The sequence below is a fragment of the Trichococcus flocculiformis genome (assembly GCF_963662535.1).
GTDB classification, from domain to species: domain Bacteria; phylum Bacillota; class Bacilli; order Lactobacillales; family Aerococcaceae; genus Trichococcus; species Trichococcus flocculiformis.
This window is the reverse complement of sequence record NZ_OY759718.1, coordinates 929,154-946,944: the sequence shown is the minus strand read 5'-3', so window position 1 is coordinate 946,944 and position 17,791 is coordinate 929,154. Positions and strand designations below refer to the sequence as shown.

Genomic DNA, 17,791 nt, shown 5'->3' with positions numbered 1-17,791 from the left:
AAAAGAGTCCAGCCTGTCCGCGCGTTTCTGTTTTCATCCTTCAAATATCATATTCATAAAGCGCATGCTGTTCGATGACCGCTATCAATTTTTCGGCATAATCCGGATCAGTCGCATAACCGCAATCCTGGAGAGCCTGGGCCGCTTCCTGGTAAGTGGCTGCCTGCAGAACAGGAGCGTATTGATCTGGATCCCAAGTGGTACCGTTGACGAACAGCAACGCGTGGTCCTGGACCGATTCCGCCCAGCTGCCGTATACCCTGAAGTTCGCTTGGATGGTGACCCACTCGCCGTTGTAGTACTCACTGGTCATCAAGCGGACCGTGTTTTCCGGGTTATCTCCCTTCATGCCGTACAGATTGTTGTAGACAGCGGACAGGTCGCTCTCTCCCCAATCCGATTCAAGGATCGCCTGAGCGATGCTGATGCTGGCGTGGACACCGTAATTCGCTTGCATCTGCTGTGCGGCAGGGGCGATATCAGCGATGAAGTCGGACCCCTGATTATTGCCGTACTGCGGGATTTCGGGAACGATTGGGGAAAAATCGCCGATCAGCGACAGGCTGGCCATAAAACTGATCAGCAGAAAAAATAATATCTTGACGGCTTTAGCGGGTGCAGATTGCGGTTGTTTTCGAGTCCGCTTCCTCTTTCGTACCATATGTTCCTCCGTCTGTTTGTTTGGGTTGCTTTAGCTGCTATTGATTGTTGTTGCCCAGTGCTTCGTTTTGCTTCAGGATCGCTATGTATTCTTCCAATGTCAGATTTTTTTCGGTCATGTACATGGCGTTTTCGATGCCTACATAGCGAAAGTGCCAAGGTTCAAAATTGATGCCGGTTATGGCTTCTTTTTCCTTTGGATAACGCAACACAAAACCAAATTTGGGTGCATTTTCTTTCAGCCACAGTCCCTCAGGATAATTCTCCAGATCCGGAAATAATCCTGAATTGCCTTCTTGATTGGCCAAGGCGGTCGACGTGATGTCTACTGCAAGTCCGGTTATATGTTCACTGGCATTCGGCAAGGCGATATATTCCTCTGTTTTCGTGCGTGCTTCTTCTTCCGACAAGCCCGAAGCTAGATAATTCTGATAATTGACGTCATAGTTTGTTTGCTGTTGCTCGATGGAGCGATAACCTGAAATCATCGTGAAATCCATACCCGCAGCTTTCCCGGCTTCCATCAGTTGCAGATAAGGCTCTTGTATCCTGCTGTCGATCTGATAACCGCTCTCGGTCAGATACAGCTCCATCACAATTTCTTCAGCAAGCTGATTTTCTCGGTTCACCAATACCAGATTCCAATCGGCTGAGGAAGCTGCTGGTGTCACGATCACTTTGGACTCCGATTCAGCAACTATGGCTGAGGAAGAGTCTTGTGATTCTTCGGAATGGGCGCTTATTTTCGAGTACTGCTGACTGTTTGACGGTTCATCGTCATCAGTTGTGCATCCTGTGAAAAAGAGCATCGCCAGCAAGAGTCCCGCTAGGAAACGCCGTCTTTGTGCGTACCGCTCAGGCGTATGGGAGTATTTTTTTTTCGGTTCCATCTTTTTACCTCTTCTGGTCTATATTTTTTGCTATGCCTATTTTAGCACAACTCGCCGCCAATCCACACCCAAAAGTAAGCCCGGGTTAGAATCCATACGAAAAGCCAAGATAGTTTCATCTCGGCTCTCTGGTTTATATTTAACTTATTCTGTAATTTTTGGGATGGTATCCGGTGTATTTTCATTGAACCATTCAAGCAGATTGATCTTTTTCGAATCGATCTGATGACGGATGATGCTGGGCAAGCGTAGATCGATGATATCTTTGTAGCTCCAGAAATCATAGTTGCACTCGAGTCGGAGTGTCGTGATTGCCGGTTTATGGATTTCTGAATCATGGACGGTTTCATCGGTGGTGTACCATTTGAAGTCGGCCAAATCCGTCGCTATCCACTTTTTGGCGACTTGATACTTCAGGAATTGATATTCTCTTACAGGGTTCTCTGCCACCTCAGGAAGAATTTCGGCATTGCGGCAAACTTTCTGGACAAGCATCCATTCGTAATCGGTAAACAATTTGGAAATGATCTGCATGTTCTCGGGTTTTAAACCATGCTCTCCTTTTTTCCAGCGATCCCAGCTTTGCGGCGAGATCCCTAGTTGATTGGCATAAAAAGCTTTTTCACTGACATATTGCTCTTTTATCGTATACAAGACAATTGTTATTAGTGCATTATTCATTTATGTAACCTCCAATCTTTCATGTTCTAATTATACACTTATTACGTGATAAAAGAAATGATTTGCCTGAAAAAAAACGCTCGCTCCGTTTTGGTTGGAGTGAGCGGTTTGATTATTTGGATGGTTTCGCTTGCTGAACGGGATTCATCAGACTCTATTTAGAACGGTTCTGAATCGCAGATACCCTGAACGGTAGTCGTTTGTTCCAACGAACGGGTATCTAAACGCGAATCATCACATCCTATACTCTTTCTGGTTTGTAGATGATGGATCCGATCTCGTAGCCGTGTTCTTCGAGTCTGGCGCGGACGCCTTCGACGTCTTTGCTTTCCAATTGGATAACGACTTGGACAAAGCCCATTTTGCGATACGTGGCGATCTGTTGGATGTTGATGTTTTCTTCGGAGAAGATATCCGTCAGGTCTTCGAGGACGCCTTTTTTGTCTTCATGGATATTGACGACAACTCGGACACCGGGTGTATAATAGCCCAGCACATCGATGAAGGCAGAGAAGATATCCTTTTCGGTGATGATTCCGATCAGACGGTTGCCCGGCTCAACTACTGGCAGAACGCTGATGCCATTTTCGCGCATCGTTACGGCCGCTTCTTCCAAAAGTGCTTCTTTGTTGATGGTCACGACGCGTTTTTCCATGATGTCGGACACTGTCGTTTTGTTCAACAGGTAGTTGACTTCATGCATATCCAGGCTGGTCATGCTGGAAGGTGTGTTGCGTTCGATGATGCCTTCCGTGATCAATCCTACGATAGTCTCGCCTTGAACGACCGGCAGACGGTGGATCTTGTGCTCTTTCATCAAATCCAAAGCTTCGATGATTTTTGTTGAAGGTTGAATCGTTACTAAATCCGTTGACATATAGCTTTGTACATCCATTGTTTAGCCTCCTAAGTAAGCTTTCTGAACTTCGTCACTTGCTAATAATTCTTCCCCGGTTCCGGTCAATACGATATTTCCCGTCTCCAATACATACCCGCGATTCGCGATCTTCAAAGCAACGTTGGCATTTTGCTCGATCAAGAGGATCGTTGTGCCTTGTTTCTGGATATCCTGAATGATGTGGAAGATTTCCTTGATGAAAATAGGCGCTAATCCCATTGAAGGCTCATCCAAAAGCAAAAGTTTCGGTTTCGTCATCAAAGCGCGGCCCATCGCCAGCATCTGTTGTTCCCCGCCGGACAAAGTGGCTGCATCCTGATTTTTTCTTTCGTGCAGGATCGGGAAACGTTCGAATACCGCTTCCAGATCACCAGCAAGGTTCTGTTTGTCTTTGCGGGTGAAGCTTCCCAGATCAAGGTTTTCCTGTACCGTCAACCCTTTGAAGACATGGCGGCCTTCCGGAACTTGGGCGATCCCTTGTTCGACGATTTTTCGGGTCGCCACAGTATGGATCGGTTTCCCCAAATATTCAATTTCGCCTGAAGACGGTTTTACCAACCCGGAAATCGTGCGCAAAATGGTGGACTTCCCTGCTCCATTGGCTCCGATCAACGTCACGATTTCGCCTTCATTCACTTCAAAGCTGATATCTTTGATGGCTTGGATCATGCCATAATGCACAGATAGATTTTTTACTTTCAGCACGTTAGTCGCCTCCTAGATAAGCCTTGATTACGGCTGGATTTTTTTGGATTTCTTCCGGTGTTCCTTTGGCAAGCAGACGGCCATATTCCAACACATAGATTCTTTCGCACACATTCATGACCAAGGACATATCATGCTCGATCAAAACGACCGTGATTTTGAAATCTTTCTGTATTTTTCGGATCAGAGCTGTCAATTCCGCAGTCTCCTGCGGATTCATGCCGGCAGCCGGCTCATCCAGGAAAAGAATTTTCGGGTCAGTCGCCAAGGCGCGGACGATTTCCAGACGGCGTTGCTCGCCGTAAGGAAGATTTTTCGCCAAAACCTCATATTTCTTTTCCAGTTCGAAAATGGCCAACAATTCCAAAGCTTTTTCGCGCATTTCGGCTTCCTTGCGGTAATAAGTCGGCGTGCGCAGCAAGCTGTGGAAAGTATTCTCTCCCATAGTGCTGTGCATCGCGATCAGTACATTATCGAGAACCGTCAATTCCTTGAAGAGACGGATGTTCTGGAATGTACGCGCCAAGCCGAGGTCCGTAATTTTATAAGGTGCTTTCCCGTTCAGGAGCACCTTTTTATTGTCGATCTCCAATTCGACCGTTCCTGCTGTCGGGACGTAGACGCCCGTCAGCAAGTTGAAGAAGGTCGTTTTGCCAGCACCATTAGGGCCGATCAGACCGACCAATTCATTTTCTTCGATCACAAAATCGACATTGGATACTGCAGCCAGACCGCCGAAATTTTTCGTCAATTCTTTTACTTCTAATAGGCTCATTATTGGACCTCCTTCTTAGCAGAATCTTTTTTGGCAAAGCGCTTCAGCAATGCGGACATCGTGAATTCGCGGTTGCCCAACAGTCCGCCTGGACGGAACACCATGATGGCGATGATGGCCAGAGCGTAGAAAATCATCCGCAGCTCACCGAACGATTGCAGATACGTGTTCAGGACACCCAGCACAACGGCTGCAACGACAGTGCCGGTTACACTGCCGATACCGCCGAACACGACGATGATCAGCACATCGATCGATTTTTGGAAAGTGAAATCGCTCGGATTGATTACGCTGAAATAAGTGCCGTACATCGAGCCTGCGATGCTGGCAGTCGCGGCACCGATCATGAAGGCGATGACTTTGTATGTCGTTGCGTTGACACCCATCGACTCAGCAGCGATCTCATCTTCGCGGATGGCGATCGTCGCGCGGCCAGGGCTGCTGTTGATGTAGTTGACGGTTATGATCGTCGTTACGATCAGGATCACGAACAAGACCATGATGAAGCTGGTGTTCGATTCGAACGGGAAAGAGATGCCGCTGATTCCGCGCGCGCCGTTGGTCAGTTCACCCATGTTCAGAATCAGGATTCGGATTATTTCCGCTACACCCAAGGTCGCAATCGCCAAGTAGTCGCCTTTCAGACGCAGCGTCGGGATTCCGACGATCAAGGCCACGATGATCGAGATGACCATACCCACAATCAGGCCGACAAAGAAGCCGGCCAAGCCTTCCATCCTATCGCCGATGATGGCGCCGCTGTATGCACCGATCGCCATAAAACCGGCATGCCCCAGCGAGAACTGGCCGGAAAACCCGATGACCAGATTCAGCCCGATCGCCAGGATGATGTTGATCATGATGGTCACTAAAGTAATTTGATAGAAGGGAGAAATGACATTTGAGCTGACGCCGATGAACAGGACGGCAGCCATCAAAGCGATAAGAATGAGCCAACCTAGATTTGTTTTGTTCAATTGTTTCATCATTATCACCTACACTTTCTCTTTTGTATTTTTCCCGAAGATTCCGGAAGGTTTAACGATCAGGATGATGATCAGGATCAGGTACACGACCGCATCTTTGAACATCGATCCGCCGTATGCGCTGACCAAAGTCTCGATGACACCGATGACGTAACCGCCGACCATGGCCCCAGGGATGATGCCGATGCCGCCGAACACTGCCGCAACGAAGGCTTTCAGACCCGGTGTCACACCCATCAATGGCGAAATCGAATTGTAATAGATACCGACCAATACGCCTGCCGCTCCGGCTAAGGAAGATCCCAGCACGAACGTAAAGGAGATGACGTTATCCACGTTGATCCCCATCAGTTGTGCTGCTTCTGGATCGGTACTGACCGCCCGCATGGCTTTCCCCATCTTTGTGTATTTCACGATGACCTGCAGCGCGATCATCAAAATGACTGTCGTCAGGAAAATCAAAATCTGTTGCGAGTTGATGGTCACACCGCTGAAGGTCCAATTCTGGACCTTCAAGGCTGTCGGGAAGGCCTTCACTTCGGGCCCCATCATGTAGATCATGACATTTTGAAGTAAATAAGAAACCCCGATGGCTGTGATCAGCGTCGCTACCCTTGTTGCACCCCGCAATGGTTTGTAGGCGATCTTCTCGATGACCACCCCTAAAATGGCACAAAAAATCATTGAAATCAGAATGGATGGGAAAAGGCCGAGGCCGACGTTTTGGATCAAAGCATAGCCAAGGTACGCGCCCACCATATAAATATCCCCGTGGGCAAAGTTAATCAATTTGATGACGCCGTATACCATGGTGTACCCTAGCGCAATCAAGGCGTAGATACTTCCCAACGATATACCGTTTATCAGTTGTTGAACTAAATTTTCCATTTTACACCTCTTTTTTCTTCTGCTTTGCAGAAGTCTTTCTTTCATTATACTGTATTGTTCGGATATAGTTTACTATTATTCACGCATGGCGAGGGATTACTTTACGATGAGGTAAAACATAAAGAAAGGTGCTAAGCAAATTCTGCCAGCACCTCATTGTGTTACTTTAGAATCAAACGGTCTATTCAGGTTTCAATGCCGCAAGTGTGTGCGCCAGTTTTATTTAGCTGGTTCCACAACAGAGTTGCCGACTTCTACACCATCTTGTAATTCAATAACGAAAGCGGACTTGATAGGGTTGTGGTTCTCGTCAAAGGAGAATGTACCCGTGACGCCTTCAAAATCTTCAGTTGCCGCTAAAGCATCTGTGATTGCTTGAGGATCTGTGCTGTCAGCAGTCGCGATTGCATCGAATACTAATTGGGCAGCATCGTAAGCCAAAGCCGCGAATGAATCTGCAGGTTTACCGTACTCTGCTTCAAAAGCAGCCAAGAATTCTTGTACTTTAGGATCTTCACTGTTCGGAGTGAAGTGGCTGGCGTAGAATACATTATCGACGTTGTCGGCACCGGCCAATTCAACCAATGTTGAGTTAGCAAAGCCATCCGGTCCAAGGATCGGTTGAGCAATACCCATTTCGCGGGCTTGCTTGATGATCAGTCCGCCTTCTTCATAGTATCCAGGCAAGAAGATAACATCGTAATCCATTTGCGCGATGTTCGTCAGGATCGCTTTGAAATCTGTATCGCCGGCTGTGAAGTTTTCTTCCGCAACGATTTCCCCAGTGAACGTTTCTTTGAACGCATCAGCCAAGCCGATTGCGTAGTCAGTCGAGTTATCGACTAAGATGACAGCTTTTGTTGCTTGCAGATCTGTTTGAGCGAATTCAGCCAATGCTTTACCTTGGAAAGAATCCTGGAAACATACGCGGAACACGTATTCCAACACGGAATCGCCATCCATTGTTACACCATCGCCTGTAGCAGCCGGAAGAATCGCTGGTACTTTTGCTCTAGTGACTGCTGGAGATTGTGCATTTGCTGCACCCGTTGTAGCAGGCCCCAGAATTGCGACAACATTGTCTTCGGTAGCTAAACGAGTCGCAACCGATGTGGATTCTGAAGGCTCAGATTTATTATCGTAAGATACGTATTCAATCTCTTTACCCAATAAGCCATCTGCAGCGTTCTGTTCCGCAACAGCCATTTTGATCCCTTCGTCCATCAGCGTACCGTATGCACTCGCACCGCCTGATAATTCGAAGTTACCACCCAATTTGATTGTATCGCTCTCTTCTGTCGTTGCGCCATTGCCGCATGCTGCAAGTACGAATACAGATGCTAGACCCATCAAAAATTTCTTTTTCATCTAAATAATCCTCCCCATCTCACTATATATTCATAATTCGTTGCAATTTCAAAGAAAAGGCCCTCATCCTTCTCCTTAAAATTTAATGTCATTAGTATAGAATATTCTGACAATTTAAGCAACCCAATTTTGGCCTTTTTTGGCAAAAAGCGAATGTTCTTTTTTCACCCTACCTGAAAAAGCCGCCGTTGCAACAATTCCAATAAAATGACTTGTCCAAAAAAGGACATTTCTCATCCAAAAATAGCCGTTTTTTTCTCATTTTTCGAAAAGCTACTCTGAACAATGAAGTAAATGCAAGTGTATTATTTGCACAATAATGTGAAAATGCCTTGATAAAAATCAAAAAATGCTTATGATTGAGATATTATTTCATTTCGAGAGGAAGTATCGTACTTACTATGATTCATTTGGATAAGGAGAAATTCCACGTAGGCATGCGTACGACCAAATCCGGCGTTGCTGTCGGCTTTTGTGTGCTGCTGTTCAAATTATTGGACCGAGGTTCGCCTATGTTGGCCGGCTTGGCGGCAGTCTTTGCTTTGCGTGAAGATTGCTCACAATCACTGCATCATGGCATCCGCCGTGTCGGAGGTAATACTGTCGCCGGTGTCTTGGGGGTAACCTTGATCGCAGTCAAAGATTTCCTCGGACTGGATTTTTCTGTGGATTTCTTCGGTACGATCATCGCCATCATCATCCTGATCACAGTCTGCAACGTCCTGGACATGTCCACAGCTATCGTCGGAGCCACCGCGACTTTTCTTGTCGTTTTCTACAACATAGACGATGCAGAGAAAATCACCTATGCCATCCAAAGGGTACTGGATACCGTCATCGGCACTTCCATCGCCATCGGAGTCAACTACCTATTGCCTGGTTCACCTCAAACACCAGCCGATAATTGTTGATGTCTCCAAAGAAGAAAAACGCGCAAGCGGCCTATTTGATGGCTCTTGCGCGTTTTTCTATTCTTACTTTTATTCAACTGACTTGAGTGCTTCGATCATGTCCACTTGTTTCAGTTTGCGGTGCATAATCAACATGACAACACTTGAGAACAACAACGAAAGTAACCCTGCATACAGGTAGCTGATCGGCATAATGGTCGGTGGGAACATCATGAAGTCAATTTCCACCATTTTAAGAACGACTGTACTCAAAATTTTTCCGAGGACAAAACCGAACAAAATACCCAACAAAGTTAAGACCAATGACTCTCTGTAGATGTACATGCTCACTTCCACATCATAGAACCCCAAAACTTTAATTGTCGACAGTTCTCTGATCCGCTCCGAAACATTGATGTTCGTCAGGCTGTACAGCACAACGAAAGCCAATGAGGCTGCCGACACAATCAATACCAAGGTGACGACATCCAGGCTCCCTAAGGTTTCAGCGAAGCTGCGATCGACGGAATTAATGAATGTCACCAGCGCCACCGCCTGTTCTCCCATCACTTCAGATCCGAAGCTCCGTTCCCAACTTTCCGGTTCGTCAAACAGCAAAAGATCAGTTGTCGGTTCCGCAGCTTGGATAAAAATCTCTTCATAAAGGGATGGCGTCAAGTAAATGTAATGGTTGACGTAGTTCTCGGTGACAGCCTGGATCGGAATCTGATAGGTCTGCATTTCATCATTGCGGATTTCGATGCTGTCGCCCGGTCCGACGTCTGCCAGGTTCGCTAATTTTTCCGAAATGACGGCTCCCTCATCCGTCAACGCGATCGGTTCTTGAGTTATACGATCGCGTAAGCTGACAAAATCCGGGAGATTTTCGCTTTCCAGCGGCGCAAAGACCGTGACGTTCTGCAGGTTTACCCCTTTTTTATCCAGTTTGTAGCTTTCTTGCACTACCTTGAGATGATCCGTTATTTCAGGAGTTGCAGCGACCAGTTCATCATAGGAGGCGATTTCTTCTGCGCTCGCTTCCGGACGCATCGCCGTGATTGCGTTATAGCGCATCACATCGTTGAACTGGGTATCCGCCAATCCGGAGATGGAATTTTTGATACCGTATCCGGTCAATATCAAGGCGGTACAGCCGGCAACGCCCAAGATCGTCATCATGTTGCGCGCTTTGTAGCGCATCAAATTACGTACCGTAATCTTCGAGTTGAAGCTGAGACGGTCCCAAATGAACGTCACGCGTTCCAAAAGCACACGTTTGCCATTCTTCGGCGCTTTCGGACGCATCATCATAGCCGGGTTTTCCCGCAACGAGGCATGTGCCGCCCACGCAGCCGGTCCGATGGTGCACAGCAGCGCGATAGCAATGGAAATCAGTGCATAGGACAAGTAGTAGGTAATCTTTACGGAAGGCAGACTGTACATGGATCCATAGGCATCAAAGATGACCGCAGGGAAAATATTGTATCCGGCCACCAAACCGAGTGAGGTCCCTACGATGCAGGCGATCGCTGCATAGATCAGATATTTTTTGGCGATATCGAAATCACTGTAACCGAGGCCTTTCAGCGTCCCCATCTGCTGGCGCTGCTCATCCACCATCCGGGCCATCGTTGTGAAACTCACCAAAGCCGCAATCAGGAAGAAAAACACCGGGAAAATCTCTGCGATGGCCGAGATGCGGTCCGCATTGTCGCGGTATTCCTGGTAACCAGGGTTCCCGGACCGATCCGTCACGTAGTAGACCGGCTCAATCAGATCGGCCAAGGCTTGCTTCGCTTCTGCGACCTGACGTTCCCCGTCGGCTATTTCGATTTCTGCATCGACGCGTTCGGCTGTAAAAGTGACCAAACCTTCCTGATAAGCCGCTTCGCCCTGCTGGATTTCCTGCCAAGCTTCCCCGAGGGCCTGTTCACCGCTCACACGTTGACTTTCCAACTCTGACCAACCATTATTGATCTGTATCTGGCCATCCTCCAGTTGCGAGAAGGCCGATGCCAATTCCAATCGACCATTCTCCAACGCAATCCCTTGTTCAGCAAATTGAGCGTCAGCAGCTGCGATTTGGGCTTCGGCATCTGCCATGAATGCCGCAATCTTTTCTTCCAGCAGTTGCTGTTGATCCAGCAACTCTTCCCCTCTGGCGGCTAATTCGTTGCCGGCCGACTCAAGAAGGCGCTGTTCCTCCAGGAAGGCGGCCTCTTCACTGGCTCGTTCTGCCTGAAAAGCAGCGGCTGCGGCGGTCAAGGCTTCTTGGCGGGTGGACAAGGAGGCACCCTCTTGCTCCAGCTCACTTTGGCGGACAGTCAATTCCGTTTCGGCTTGCGCCAGCGCGGCCCGTTCCGCATCCAAAGCTGCCTGCTCTTCATCCAGAGCAGTTAAGCGTTCTGCCACGCTCGGATCCGTCTCCGGATCCAGCTCTTCCAAGGCTGCCCTTTCTGAGTCGATAGCGGCTTGTCGTGTGGAGAATTCCGCTTGTTTGATTGCTTTTTCCGTTTGGAAAGCCGTCATGTCAGCAGTGAAAATAGCCAGCTCTTTCTGGTAGGCTGCTGCATCCGCCTCCAAACTCACCTGCTCCGCCAAAAGCAGCTCGCCTTTTGATGATAAGGCCGCTGCCCGTTCCTGCAGCTCTAGAGCTTTCATTTCCAGCGAACTTTGGGTCGCTTCAACTTCAGCCTGCCCGTCGAGCAGCATTTGCGCCAGTTCAGCGATTTCGCGTCCTTCCGGTGTATCGGGCAGGCTTGCCAGCAGCGCATCCAATGAAGCGTCGGAATCGTTCTGTCCTTGCATGGCTTTTTTCTGCGCCTCCCAGGCAACTTTTGCTTCATCGTAGAGCGCTTTATTTTCCAGATAGGTCGCCAGGCCTGCTCGGTACTCCGCCATGCCCGCATCGATTTCAGCTTGGCTTGCAGTCAAAGTGCTCTCGGCTTGGGCGATTTCGTCCAGAAACAACTGGCGATTCTCCTCATAGAGTGCTGTGCCGTCATCCAATTGTTGGCGGGCATCCTGCAGTTCCTGCTCGGCTTCCGCAAGTTTGTCTTTGCCCTCCTGCAGTTCATCTTCCGCATCTCTGATCTTCCGTTGACCCTCCGCACGGATTTCATTGATGCGCTCCAACGGTCTCCCGTTCAAAGCAAGCTCCACTTCATCGGCCAATCTGTCCACTTGTTCATCATAGGCGTCCGTGTAGCCTGTTTCCGCCACAGTCGGAGCCATCGTCAGATAAGCTTCCGTATAGATGCTGCCGAGAATATCCGATTCGGGTACGACAACGAAAGCATCCAGGCTGCCCTTCCCGACATTGGTGGAACCACGCATTATCGTTTCGATGTACATCGGCGAATCAACGAAGCCGACGACCGTGTATTCTTGTTCCTTCAAGGAGATGCGGTTTTCTTTTTCTTCATCGCTAAGGTCTTCGTCGGACTCATGGCGGAAAGTGATGGTATCGCCGATCTGATAAGTACTGCTCAGATTCTGTTTCGCATCCAAGGCGACTTCGCCGCTTGTTTCCGGCAGTCTGCCGTCTACTAGCGCATATGCGTTGACCGGATCCGCACCGCTTTGCAGCGGGAATACTTTTACGAGAAAGTCACTGCCTTCCATTTCGATGTCCACTGTCCGCATCGGATGGACAGACAGATCGGCCGTTTCATCCAAAATGGCGATGTCCGCTTCTTCCAATCCGTAGGTAGACAAAACTTTCAGGTCATACAGGTTATTGTCTTCATAATATTGGTTGGCGGTGTCCAGCATATCCGGACCCGCCGCTTTGATGCCGGCAAAGAAAGCCACGCCCAAAGTGATGATGGCCAATAAAGCGAGGAAACGTGCCTTACTTTTGCCAATCTCTATCCAGATGTCTTTCCATAGCGCCTTCTTCTTCATCGTCTTCTCCCCCTCCTACCATTCGATTTCTGATACTGGTTTAGGGTTTGGATTTTCATGGATTGCCCTTACTTTAGCATTGTTGATTTCGATGATGCGGTTCGCCATGGCTGCGATAGCTTGGTTGTGGGTGATGACGATGACGGTTGTTCCCGTATCAAGGCATGTATCCTGCAGCAGCTTCAGCACTTGTTTGCCCGTTTCGTAATCCAGTGCCCCAGTCGGCTCATCACAAAGCAGCAACTTGGGCTGTTTAGCCAACGCACGGGCGATGGCGACGCGTTGCTGTTCGCCTCCGGATAGTTGGGCCGGAAAGTTATCCATGCGCTCGCCCAAGCCTACTTCCCGCATGACCTCGGCAGCATCGCGGGCATGTGGGGATATTTGCGAAGCAAGCTCCACATTCTCCTTAGCGGTCAGGTTAGGCACCAGATTATAGAATTGGAAGACAAAACCGACATCCCTCCGCCTGTAGGTCGTCAACGCTTTTGAAGTGAACTGTGAGATATCAACCCCGTCGATGCTGATGTGGCCTTCATCGGCATCATCCATTCCTCCAAGGATATTCAGAACAGTGGATTTTCCGGCTCCACTGGGGCCCAGTATCACGACAAACTCCCCTTCGTTGATGTCGAAGCTGATCTTGTCGTTGGCTGTGATCCGAGTTTCGCCCATCTGATAGAATTTGCTGACATTCTTTAAGGAAATGTACGCCATTATGTATCCCTTCATTTCTTGAGTGATTTTTATTTTGAAGCATCCCGGAAAACTTATCCGTAATACACTTACCTATCGTAATAGTACTATGGTATACAAAAGAGCGCGGATATGCAATCGGCACCTCCACCTCTGGATAAGACTGCCCCGGACGAGTATGCAAAAAACGACCCGGGAAACTTGAACGTTTCTCCTGCAGTCGTTTTTCATTGTCCAAACTGTCCTATTCGAGGATGTTGACGGCGATCTTTTCCAATGTGCGGGGCCGATCATGCAGATAGCCGTGCGGATAGCCCGCCACCATTCCGGCGACAGGCGTAAAACCGTCGGGAATCTGCATTTTTTCACGGATCCCTTCAGCGTCCAACGTGCCGTTCGCCATGATTCCCATCAGGAAGCAGCTACCTAAAAGTTCTGCTGTTGCTTGCAGATGCATATTTTCGACGATGGTTGCTGCGCTTGCGATACTTCCAGGTTTGGCCGGTTCCTTAGCGGAAACAACGAAAAAGGCCGGCGCTCCATACAAAGGATCCTTGTCCGTACTGCCCGTCACTTCCTTTGCCGCCGATGTAATCGCTGCCAATATTTCTGGATTCTTAATGACTGTGATATGGTAATCCTCAAAGCGACCGCGGCTGATCGGTGCATTTTGCCCGGCTTGCAGCATCAGTTCCACTTGCCCTTGGGAAAGTGCAAACTTCTGGAAGCTGCGTGTTGTTTGTCTCGTATGCATTACTTTCATAAAATCCATTTCAATTCCCTCACTTCTTCAAAAATAACTCTTTACTCATTATACTCTTTCGGGCATAAAAATAGAATGGAAATTCTGGGCAGCAGAAAAAAATGATTATCTTTGGGTATGGATACAGTATAGGCGCAATCTTTGAATATTTAATGAAGGAAAGCATCTTTTTTCGTAACCCTTCCGGGAAAAAAGCCATTTTCAGTTGGACATATCTGTGATAAAGTAAGTGCAGCAAAAGAACGGAGAAAATACATAATATGAAAACACGCATCATTATAGTCGGTGGCGGTTCGAGCGGTCTGATGGCGGCTTGTACGGCTGCCGAAGCGGGAGCGGAAGTGACGCTCCTCGAACAAAACCCCAGTCTCGGAAAAAAATTACTCTTGACAGGCGGGGGCCGCTGCAACGTCACCAACAACCGTCCCGAAGAAGAAATCATCCGGCACATTCCCGGAAACGGAAAATTCCTGCACAGCAGCTTTACCCAATTCAGTCAATATGACATCATGACCTTTTTCATCGAACGCGGCGTCGCCCTGAAGGAAGAGGATCACGGTCGGATGTTCCCTGTCACAGATAAAGCCAGAACAATTCTCGAAGCTTTCATCGAGGAACTGAAGCGGCTGCAGGTCCAGATTCGGACCAACATAAAAGTCGAGCGTATCCTGATCGAAAATGAACAGGTGACCGGTGTCCTTTTGGAAGATGGCGAGATTCTCCCGGCCGATCGGATTATCCTGGCAACTGGAGGAAAAGCTCTGCCGCGAACTGGATCCAAAGGCGACGGCTATAAGTTTGCCAAAGCTGCTGGACATACCATCACGGAATTATACCCGACCGAAGCGCCGATAACTTCCGATGCGGACTTCATCCGTGCAAGCGAACTGAAGGGACTTTCCTTGCGCAACGTTGCACTCAGCATCAGAAATAAAAAAGGCAAAACAGTCGTTTCCCACCAGATGGACATGATCTTCACCCACTTCGGTGTGTCCGGTCCCGCAGCTTTGCGTTGTTCGATGTTTGTCCACCAGACAATGAAGCGCGATAAAACCGAGACGGTCACGATGTCCTTGGATGTCCTGCCGGAACTTTCATTGGGCGCTGTCGAACAACAATTGCAAAAGCTCATCAAGGCCCAACCGGAAAAGAGCGTCAAAAACGGCTGGAAAGACCTCATGCCGGAACGCTACCTGTTGTTCGGTTGCACGCAGGCGGCCATCGATCCGCAGAAGTCATTAAAGGAATTGACTCCGAAAGAAATCAAAGCTTTCGCGGACTTCTGCAAAAATTTCTCATTCGAAGTGAACGGCACGCATCCGTTGGATAAAGCTTTCGTCACTGGCGGGGGCGTCTCAACGAAGGAAATCAATCCGAAGTCGATGGAAAGCAAACTGACAAAAGGACTTTATTTCTGCGGTGAACTGATCGACTACAACGGCTACACAGGCGGATATAACATCACCGGCGCCTTTGTTACAGGGCACACTGCCGGACAACATGCCGCTGCGGGTCTGCATACATAAAAATATCCCATACAAAAAGAGAACGGGGCAACCTCCCAATGAGGCAGCTCCGTTCTCTTTTTGTATATTTTGAGTTAGCTTTTCTTATCTCGCCAGTTTCTTAATGATGAAGACTTTAAGGTAATCGCTTGTTTTGCTGCCTGGCGGAACAGCAAAATCGTTCGGCAGATGGAATGTCTCCATGATGCGGTAATCGCATCGGCTGTTCTTGAAGGCTTGGGCGATATCCTGTTTGAAGTTCTTTTCCTTGTAGTTGGCAGCGTTGGACGACACAATCAGCGTGCCATCCGGTGCGGTGATCTGGATCAATTCCTCCAACAATTGCGTATAATCTTTCGTTACCGAAAATGTGCGCTTTTTTGTGCGGGCAAAGCTTGGCGGATCGATGATGGTCACGTCATACTGCAATTCCTTGCGGATCGCGTAGCGGATGAAATCGAAGACATCCATGACATAGATTTTCTGTTGCTCGCCATCCAGGTTATTGACGGCGAATTGTTCCTTTGTCCGTTCCAACGAACGGTTCGCAACATCGACACTCGTCGTTTCGATCGCCCCGCCCATGGCTGCTGCCACGGAGAACGCGCCGGTGTAGCTGAACGTGTTCAAGACCCGTTTGCCTGCCGCATAACGCTCCGTCAGAGCGCCGCGTACCTCGCGCTGATCCAGAAAAATGCCCGTCATCAGCCCATCGTCCAGATACGTCGCATAGTTGATGCCGTTCTCCTTCACGATCAGGGGCGTCGGGGCTGCATCACCCCTGACGTAGCGGCTGATCAGGCCATCCTTCTGTTGGTAACGGAATTTTTCATAGATGCCCTTCGTTTCCGGGAAGACCGCTTGGAAGGCAGCGATAATGGCGGTCTGGTAGCGGAAGATGCCTTCGCTGTACCAAGATACCACCGCAAACCCGTCGTAATGATCGATGGTAACGCCTGGGATACCGTCCCCCTCCGCATTGAAAAGCCTATAGGTAGTCGTTTCCGGGTCCGATTGCAGGTCCGTGCGCTTACGTTTCGCTTTTTCAAACTGTTTTTTGAAGAATGCTTCATTGAAACTATCCGCGTTATCCAAAGAAAATACCCAACCGACGCCTTTATTCTGTTTAGCCAAATAGGCTTTTGCGACGAATTTTTGGCGGGAATCGACCAGCTCGACCAGTTCCCCTTCATCGAAGCTGAGCTCGTTTGGGAAATCTTCCATTTGCAGCAAGGGATTGCCTGCCTTAATTTTTTTCTCGCTTATTTGTGTAATCGTAATTTTTTTCATAATTTACTTCCTTTATAGTCGATTATCCGTTCTGCACTGCTTTTTTTGATGATACCCATATGCTGTAGCCGATTGCGGCACCCAACGTATTAAAGAAGACATCATCGATATGCGTGACGCCCGTCTGAAAGATGAGCTGGAGGAACTCAATCATGCTGGAAAAAAGCAAGCCCATCGCTGTCACTTTGGAGAAACTGCATTTTTTTCTGAACAGATAAGGCCCCATGTAGCCCAGCGGCATAAACCAGACAACGTTCCCCCATGAATTGTACCATGCCGAAAATCCGGAATCCCCATAAAAGAGTTTGACCGTATCCACCAACGGCAGCCAATGGATCGCTGACCAATCGATTTTGTGATACTCGACGGTCCAGAAGGTCACCTCATTGCGGAAAACCGTCAGTTGAAGCAACAATACGATGTAGATAAACAAAGCATGCAGCAACCCTTCCTTATATAAGGGGATTTTCTTGCCCGTCTTGCGGTGTCTGCGCAGCAGGTAGGCGGCTCTTAGAACCAGAAAAATCAAATAGTACAGTATGGTCTTGTCCACGCTGTTGAAAACTAATTGTATGAGCGGAAAATGATTAACGGATGACTCCAGCGAAGCAGCCACCCACTCATACAGCCCTTGTAAAAATATCATAATCTACGCTCACCTTTGTCAGTTTTGTTCCTTTAAACAGATACTTTGAAAGTCCCATTTTCTCGAAAAATCCTTAAAAAAGCAACTATTCTTGAGAAAAACTTAGGAAAAACTTTACGGGGCTTCGATTGACTATCAAAAGCATTCAGAATATAATGACACTAGCTCATTTTACATAAAATTCACAAACAACACACATAAACCAAAAAAATTCACAGGAAATTTACATGTGTTCCACACGATA

Annotated in this window: 16 protein-coding genes; 2 read left to right on the top strand and 14 right to left on the bottom strand. The window is 48.3% G+C overall.

Features of this window, described 5'->3' with window-relative positions:
- Window positions 1–40: 40 nt before the first annotated feature.
- From ACKPCD_RS04780 to ACKPCD_RS04740, 9 genes are all read right to left on the bottom strand, one after another.
- Entirely contained in the window at window positions 41–661 is a 621-nt protein-coding gene (locus ACKPCD_RS04780; protein ID WP_321434145.1) for a glycoside hydrolase family 73 protein, read from the bottom strand.
- Between the two features lie 37 nt (window positions 662–698).
- The gene (locus ACKPCD_RS04775; protein ID WP_321434144.1) at window positions 699–1,550 is read right to left on the bottom strand and encodes a M15 family metallopeptidase; all 852 of its coding nucleotides are present in this window, start codon (window positions 1,548–1,550) and stop codon (window positions 699–701) included.
- Window positions 1,551–1,694: 144 nt separating this feature from the next.
- Window positions 1,695–2,231 (bottom strand): hypothetical protein, encoded by a 537-nt coding sequence (locus tag ACKPCD_RS04770; RefSeq protein WP_068560885.1) that lies wholly within the window; start codon window positions 2,229–2,231, stop codon window positions 1,695–1,697.
- 241 nt (window positions 2,232–2,472) lie between these two features.
- Window positions 2,473–3,126 (bottom strand): CBS domain-containing protein, encoded by a 654-nt coding sequence (locus ACKPCD_RS04765; RefSeq protein WP_321434143.1) that lies wholly within the window; start codon window positions 3,124–3,126, stop codon window positions 2,473–2,475.
- A 3-nt stretch (window positions 3,127–3,129) separates the two neighbouring features.
- The gene (locus ACKPCD_RS04760; RefSeq protein ID WP_321434539.1) at window positions 3,130–3,798 is read right to left on the bottom strand and encodes an ABC transporter ATP-binding protein; all 669 of its coding nucleotides are present in this window, start codon (window positions 3,796–3,798) and stop codon (window positions 3,130–3,132) included.
- A 37-nt stretch (window positions 3,799–3,835) separates the two neighbouring features.
- Complete coding sequence (locus ACKPCD_RS04755; RefSeq protein WP_321434142.1) at window positions 3,836–4,609, bottom strand: ABC transporter ATP-binding protein; 774 nt, start codon at window positions 4,607–4,609, stop codon at window positions 3,836–3,838.
- Entirely contained in the window at window positions 4,609–5,595 is a 987-nt protein-coding gene (locus ACKPCD_RS04750) for a branched-chain amino acid ABC transporter permease (RefSeq protein WP_321434538.1), read from the bottom strand. The genes ACKPCD_RS04755 and ACKPCD_RS04750 overlap by 1 nt, the downstream gene beginning before the upstream one ends.
- A 9-nt stretch (window positions 5,596–5,604) precedes the next feature.
- Entirely contained in the window at window positions 5,605–6,483 is an 879-nt protein-coding gene (locus tag ACKPCD_RS04745; RefSeq protein WP_321434141.1) for a branched-chain amino acid ABC transporter permease, read from the bottom strand.
- Between the two features lie 219 nt (window positions 6,484–6,702).
- Window positions 6,703–7,851 carry an ABC transporter substrate-binding protein gene (locus tag ACKPCD_RS04740; RefSeq protein ID WP_321434140.1) on the bottom strand — a complete coding sequence of 383 codons (1,149 nt, stop codon included), beginning with the start codon at window positions 7,849–7,851 and terminating at the stop codon, window positions 6,703–6,705.
- 401 nt (window positions 7,852–8,252) lie between these two features.
- Here ACKPCD_RS04740 and ACKPCD_RS04735 point away from each other — a divergent pair, with 401 nt between their 5' ends.
- Window positions 8,253–8,762: an FUSC family protein gene (locus ACKPCD_RS04735; RefSeq protein WP_321434139.1), complete on the top strand. Its 510-nt coding sequence runs from the start codon at window positions 8,253–8,255 to the stop codon at window positions 8,760–8,762.
- A gap of 69 nt (window positions 8,763–8,831) precedes the next feature.
- Here ACKPCD_RS04735 and ACKPCD_RS04730 read toward each other — a convergent pair whose 3' ends face one another.
- The 3 genes from ACKPCD_RS04730 to ACKPCD_RS04720 form a co-directional block, all read right to left on the bottom strand.
- The gene (locus ACKPCD_RS04730; RefSeq protein WP_321434138.1) at window positions 8,832–12,647 is read right to left on the bottom strand and encodes an FtsX-like permease family protein; all 3,816 of its coding nucleotides are present in this window, start codon (window positions 12,645–12,647) and stop codon (window positions 8,832–8,834) included.
- Window positions 12,648–12,662: 15 nt separating this feature from the next.
- Complete coding sequence (locus ACKPCD_RS04725) at window positions 12,663–13,364, bottom strand: ABC transporter ATP-binding protein (RefSeq protein ID WP_068560898.1); 702 nt, start codon at window positions 13,362–13,364, stop codon at window positions 12,663–12,665.
- A gap of 223 nt (window positions 13,365–13,587) precedes the next feature.
- On the bottom strand, window positions 13,588–14,115 hold the full coding sequence (locus ACKPCD_RS04720) for a nitroreductase family protein (protein WP_321434137.1): 528 nt from the start codon (window positions 14,113–14,115) through the stop codon (window positions 13,588–13,590).
- Between the two features lie 251 nt (window positions 14,116–14,366).
- On the opposite strand from ACKPCD_RS04720, the gene ACKPCD_RS04715 reads away from it, so the two are divergent.
- Window positions 14,367–15,632 (top strand): BaiN/RdsA family NAD(P)/FAD-dependent oxidoreductase, encoded by a 1,266-nt coding sequence (locus tag ACKPCD_RS04715; RefSeq protein ID WP_086989304.1) that lies wholly within the window; start codon window positions 14,367–14,369, stop codon window positions 15,630–15,632.
- A gap of 84 nt (window positions 15,633–15,716) precedes the next feature.
- On the opposite strand, the gene ACKPCD_RS04710 is transcribed toward ACKPCD_RS04715, so the two are convergent.
- Window positions 15,717–16,901 carry a class I SAM-dependent rRNA methyltransferase gene (locus ACKPCD_RS04710; protein ID WP_321434136.1) on the bottom strand — a complete coding sequence of 395 codons (1,185 nt, stop codon included), beginning with the start codon at window positions 16,899–16,901 and terminating at the stop codon, window positions 15,717–15,719.
- A 22-nt stretch (window positions 16,902–16,923) separates the two neighbouring features.
- Entirely contained in the window at window positions 16,924–17,547 is a 624-nt protein-coding gene (locus tag ACKPCD_RS04705) for a VanZ family protein (RefSeq protein WP_276641612.1), read from the bottom strand.
- Window positions 17,548–17,791: the final 244 nt, after the last annotated feature.

Bases quoted from the DNA above. Each gene is read 5' to 3' on its own strand.
- ACKPCD_RS04750 (WP_321434538.1), bottom strand. From the start codon at position 5,595: ATGAAACAATTGAACAAAACAAATCTAGGTTGGCTCATTCTTATCGCT.
- ACKPCD_RS04780 (WP_321434145.1), bottom strand. From the start codon at position 661: ATGGTACGAAAGAGGAAGCGGACTCGAAAACAACCGCAATCTGCACCC.
- ACKPCD_RS04760 (WP_321434539.1), bottom strand. From the start codon at position 3,798: ATGATCCAAGCCATCAAAGATATCAGCTTTGAAGTGAATGAAGGCGAA.
- ACKPCD_RS04705 (WP_276641612.1), bottom strand. From the start codon at position 17,547: ATGATATTTTTACAAGGGCTGTATGAGTGGGTGGCTGCTTCGCTGGAG.
- ACKPCD_RS04775 (WP_321434144.1), bottom strand. From the start codon at position 1,550: ATGGAACCGAAAAAAAAATACTCCCATACGCCTGAGCGGTACGCACAA.
- ACKPCD_RS04720 (WP_321434137.1), bottom strand. From the start codon at position 14,115: ATGGATTTTATGAAAGTAATGCATACGAGACAAACAACACGCAGCTTC.
- ACKPCD_RS04740 (WP_321434140.1), bottom strand. From the start codon at position 7,851: ATGAAAAAGAAATTTTTGATGGGTCTAGCATCTGTATTCGTACTTGCA.
- ACKPCD_RS04745 (WP_321434141.1), bottom strand. From the start codon at position 6,483: ATGGAAAATTTAGTTCAACAACTGATAAACGGTATATCGTTGGGAAGT.
- ACKPCD_RS04710 (WP_321434136.1), bottom strand. From the start codon at position 16,901: ATGAAAAAAATTACGATTACACAAATAAGCGAGAAAAAAATTAAGGCA.
- ACKPCD_RS04715 (WP_086989304.1), top strand. From the start codon at position 14,367: ATGAAAACACGCATCATTATAGTCGGTGGCGGTTCGAGCGGTCTGATG.
- ACKPCD_RS04770 (WP_068560885.1), bottom strand. From the start codon at position 2,231: ATGAATAATGCACTAATAACAATTGTCTTGTATACGATAAAAGAGCAA.
- ACKPCD_RS04755 (WP_321434142.1), bottom strand. From the start codon at position 4,609: ATGAGCCTATTAGAAGTAAAAGAATTGACGAAAAATTTCGGCGGTCTG.
- ACKPCD_RS04765 (WP_321434143.1), bottom strand. From the start codon at position 3,126: ATGGATGTACAAAGCTATATGTCAACGGATTTAGTAACGATTCAACCT.
- ACKPCD_RS04735 (WP_321434139.1), top strand. From the start codon at position 8,253: ATGATTCATTTGGATAAGGAGAAATTCCACGTAGGCATGCGTACGACC.
- ACKPCD_RS04730 (WP_321434138.1), bottom strand. From the start codon at position 12,647: ATGAAGAAGAAGGCGCTATGGAAAGACATCTGGATAGAGATTGGCAAA.
- ACKPCD_RS04725 (WP_068560898.1), bottom strand. From the start codon at position 13,364: ATGGCGTACATTTCCTTAAAGAATGTCAGCAAATTCTATCAGATGGGC.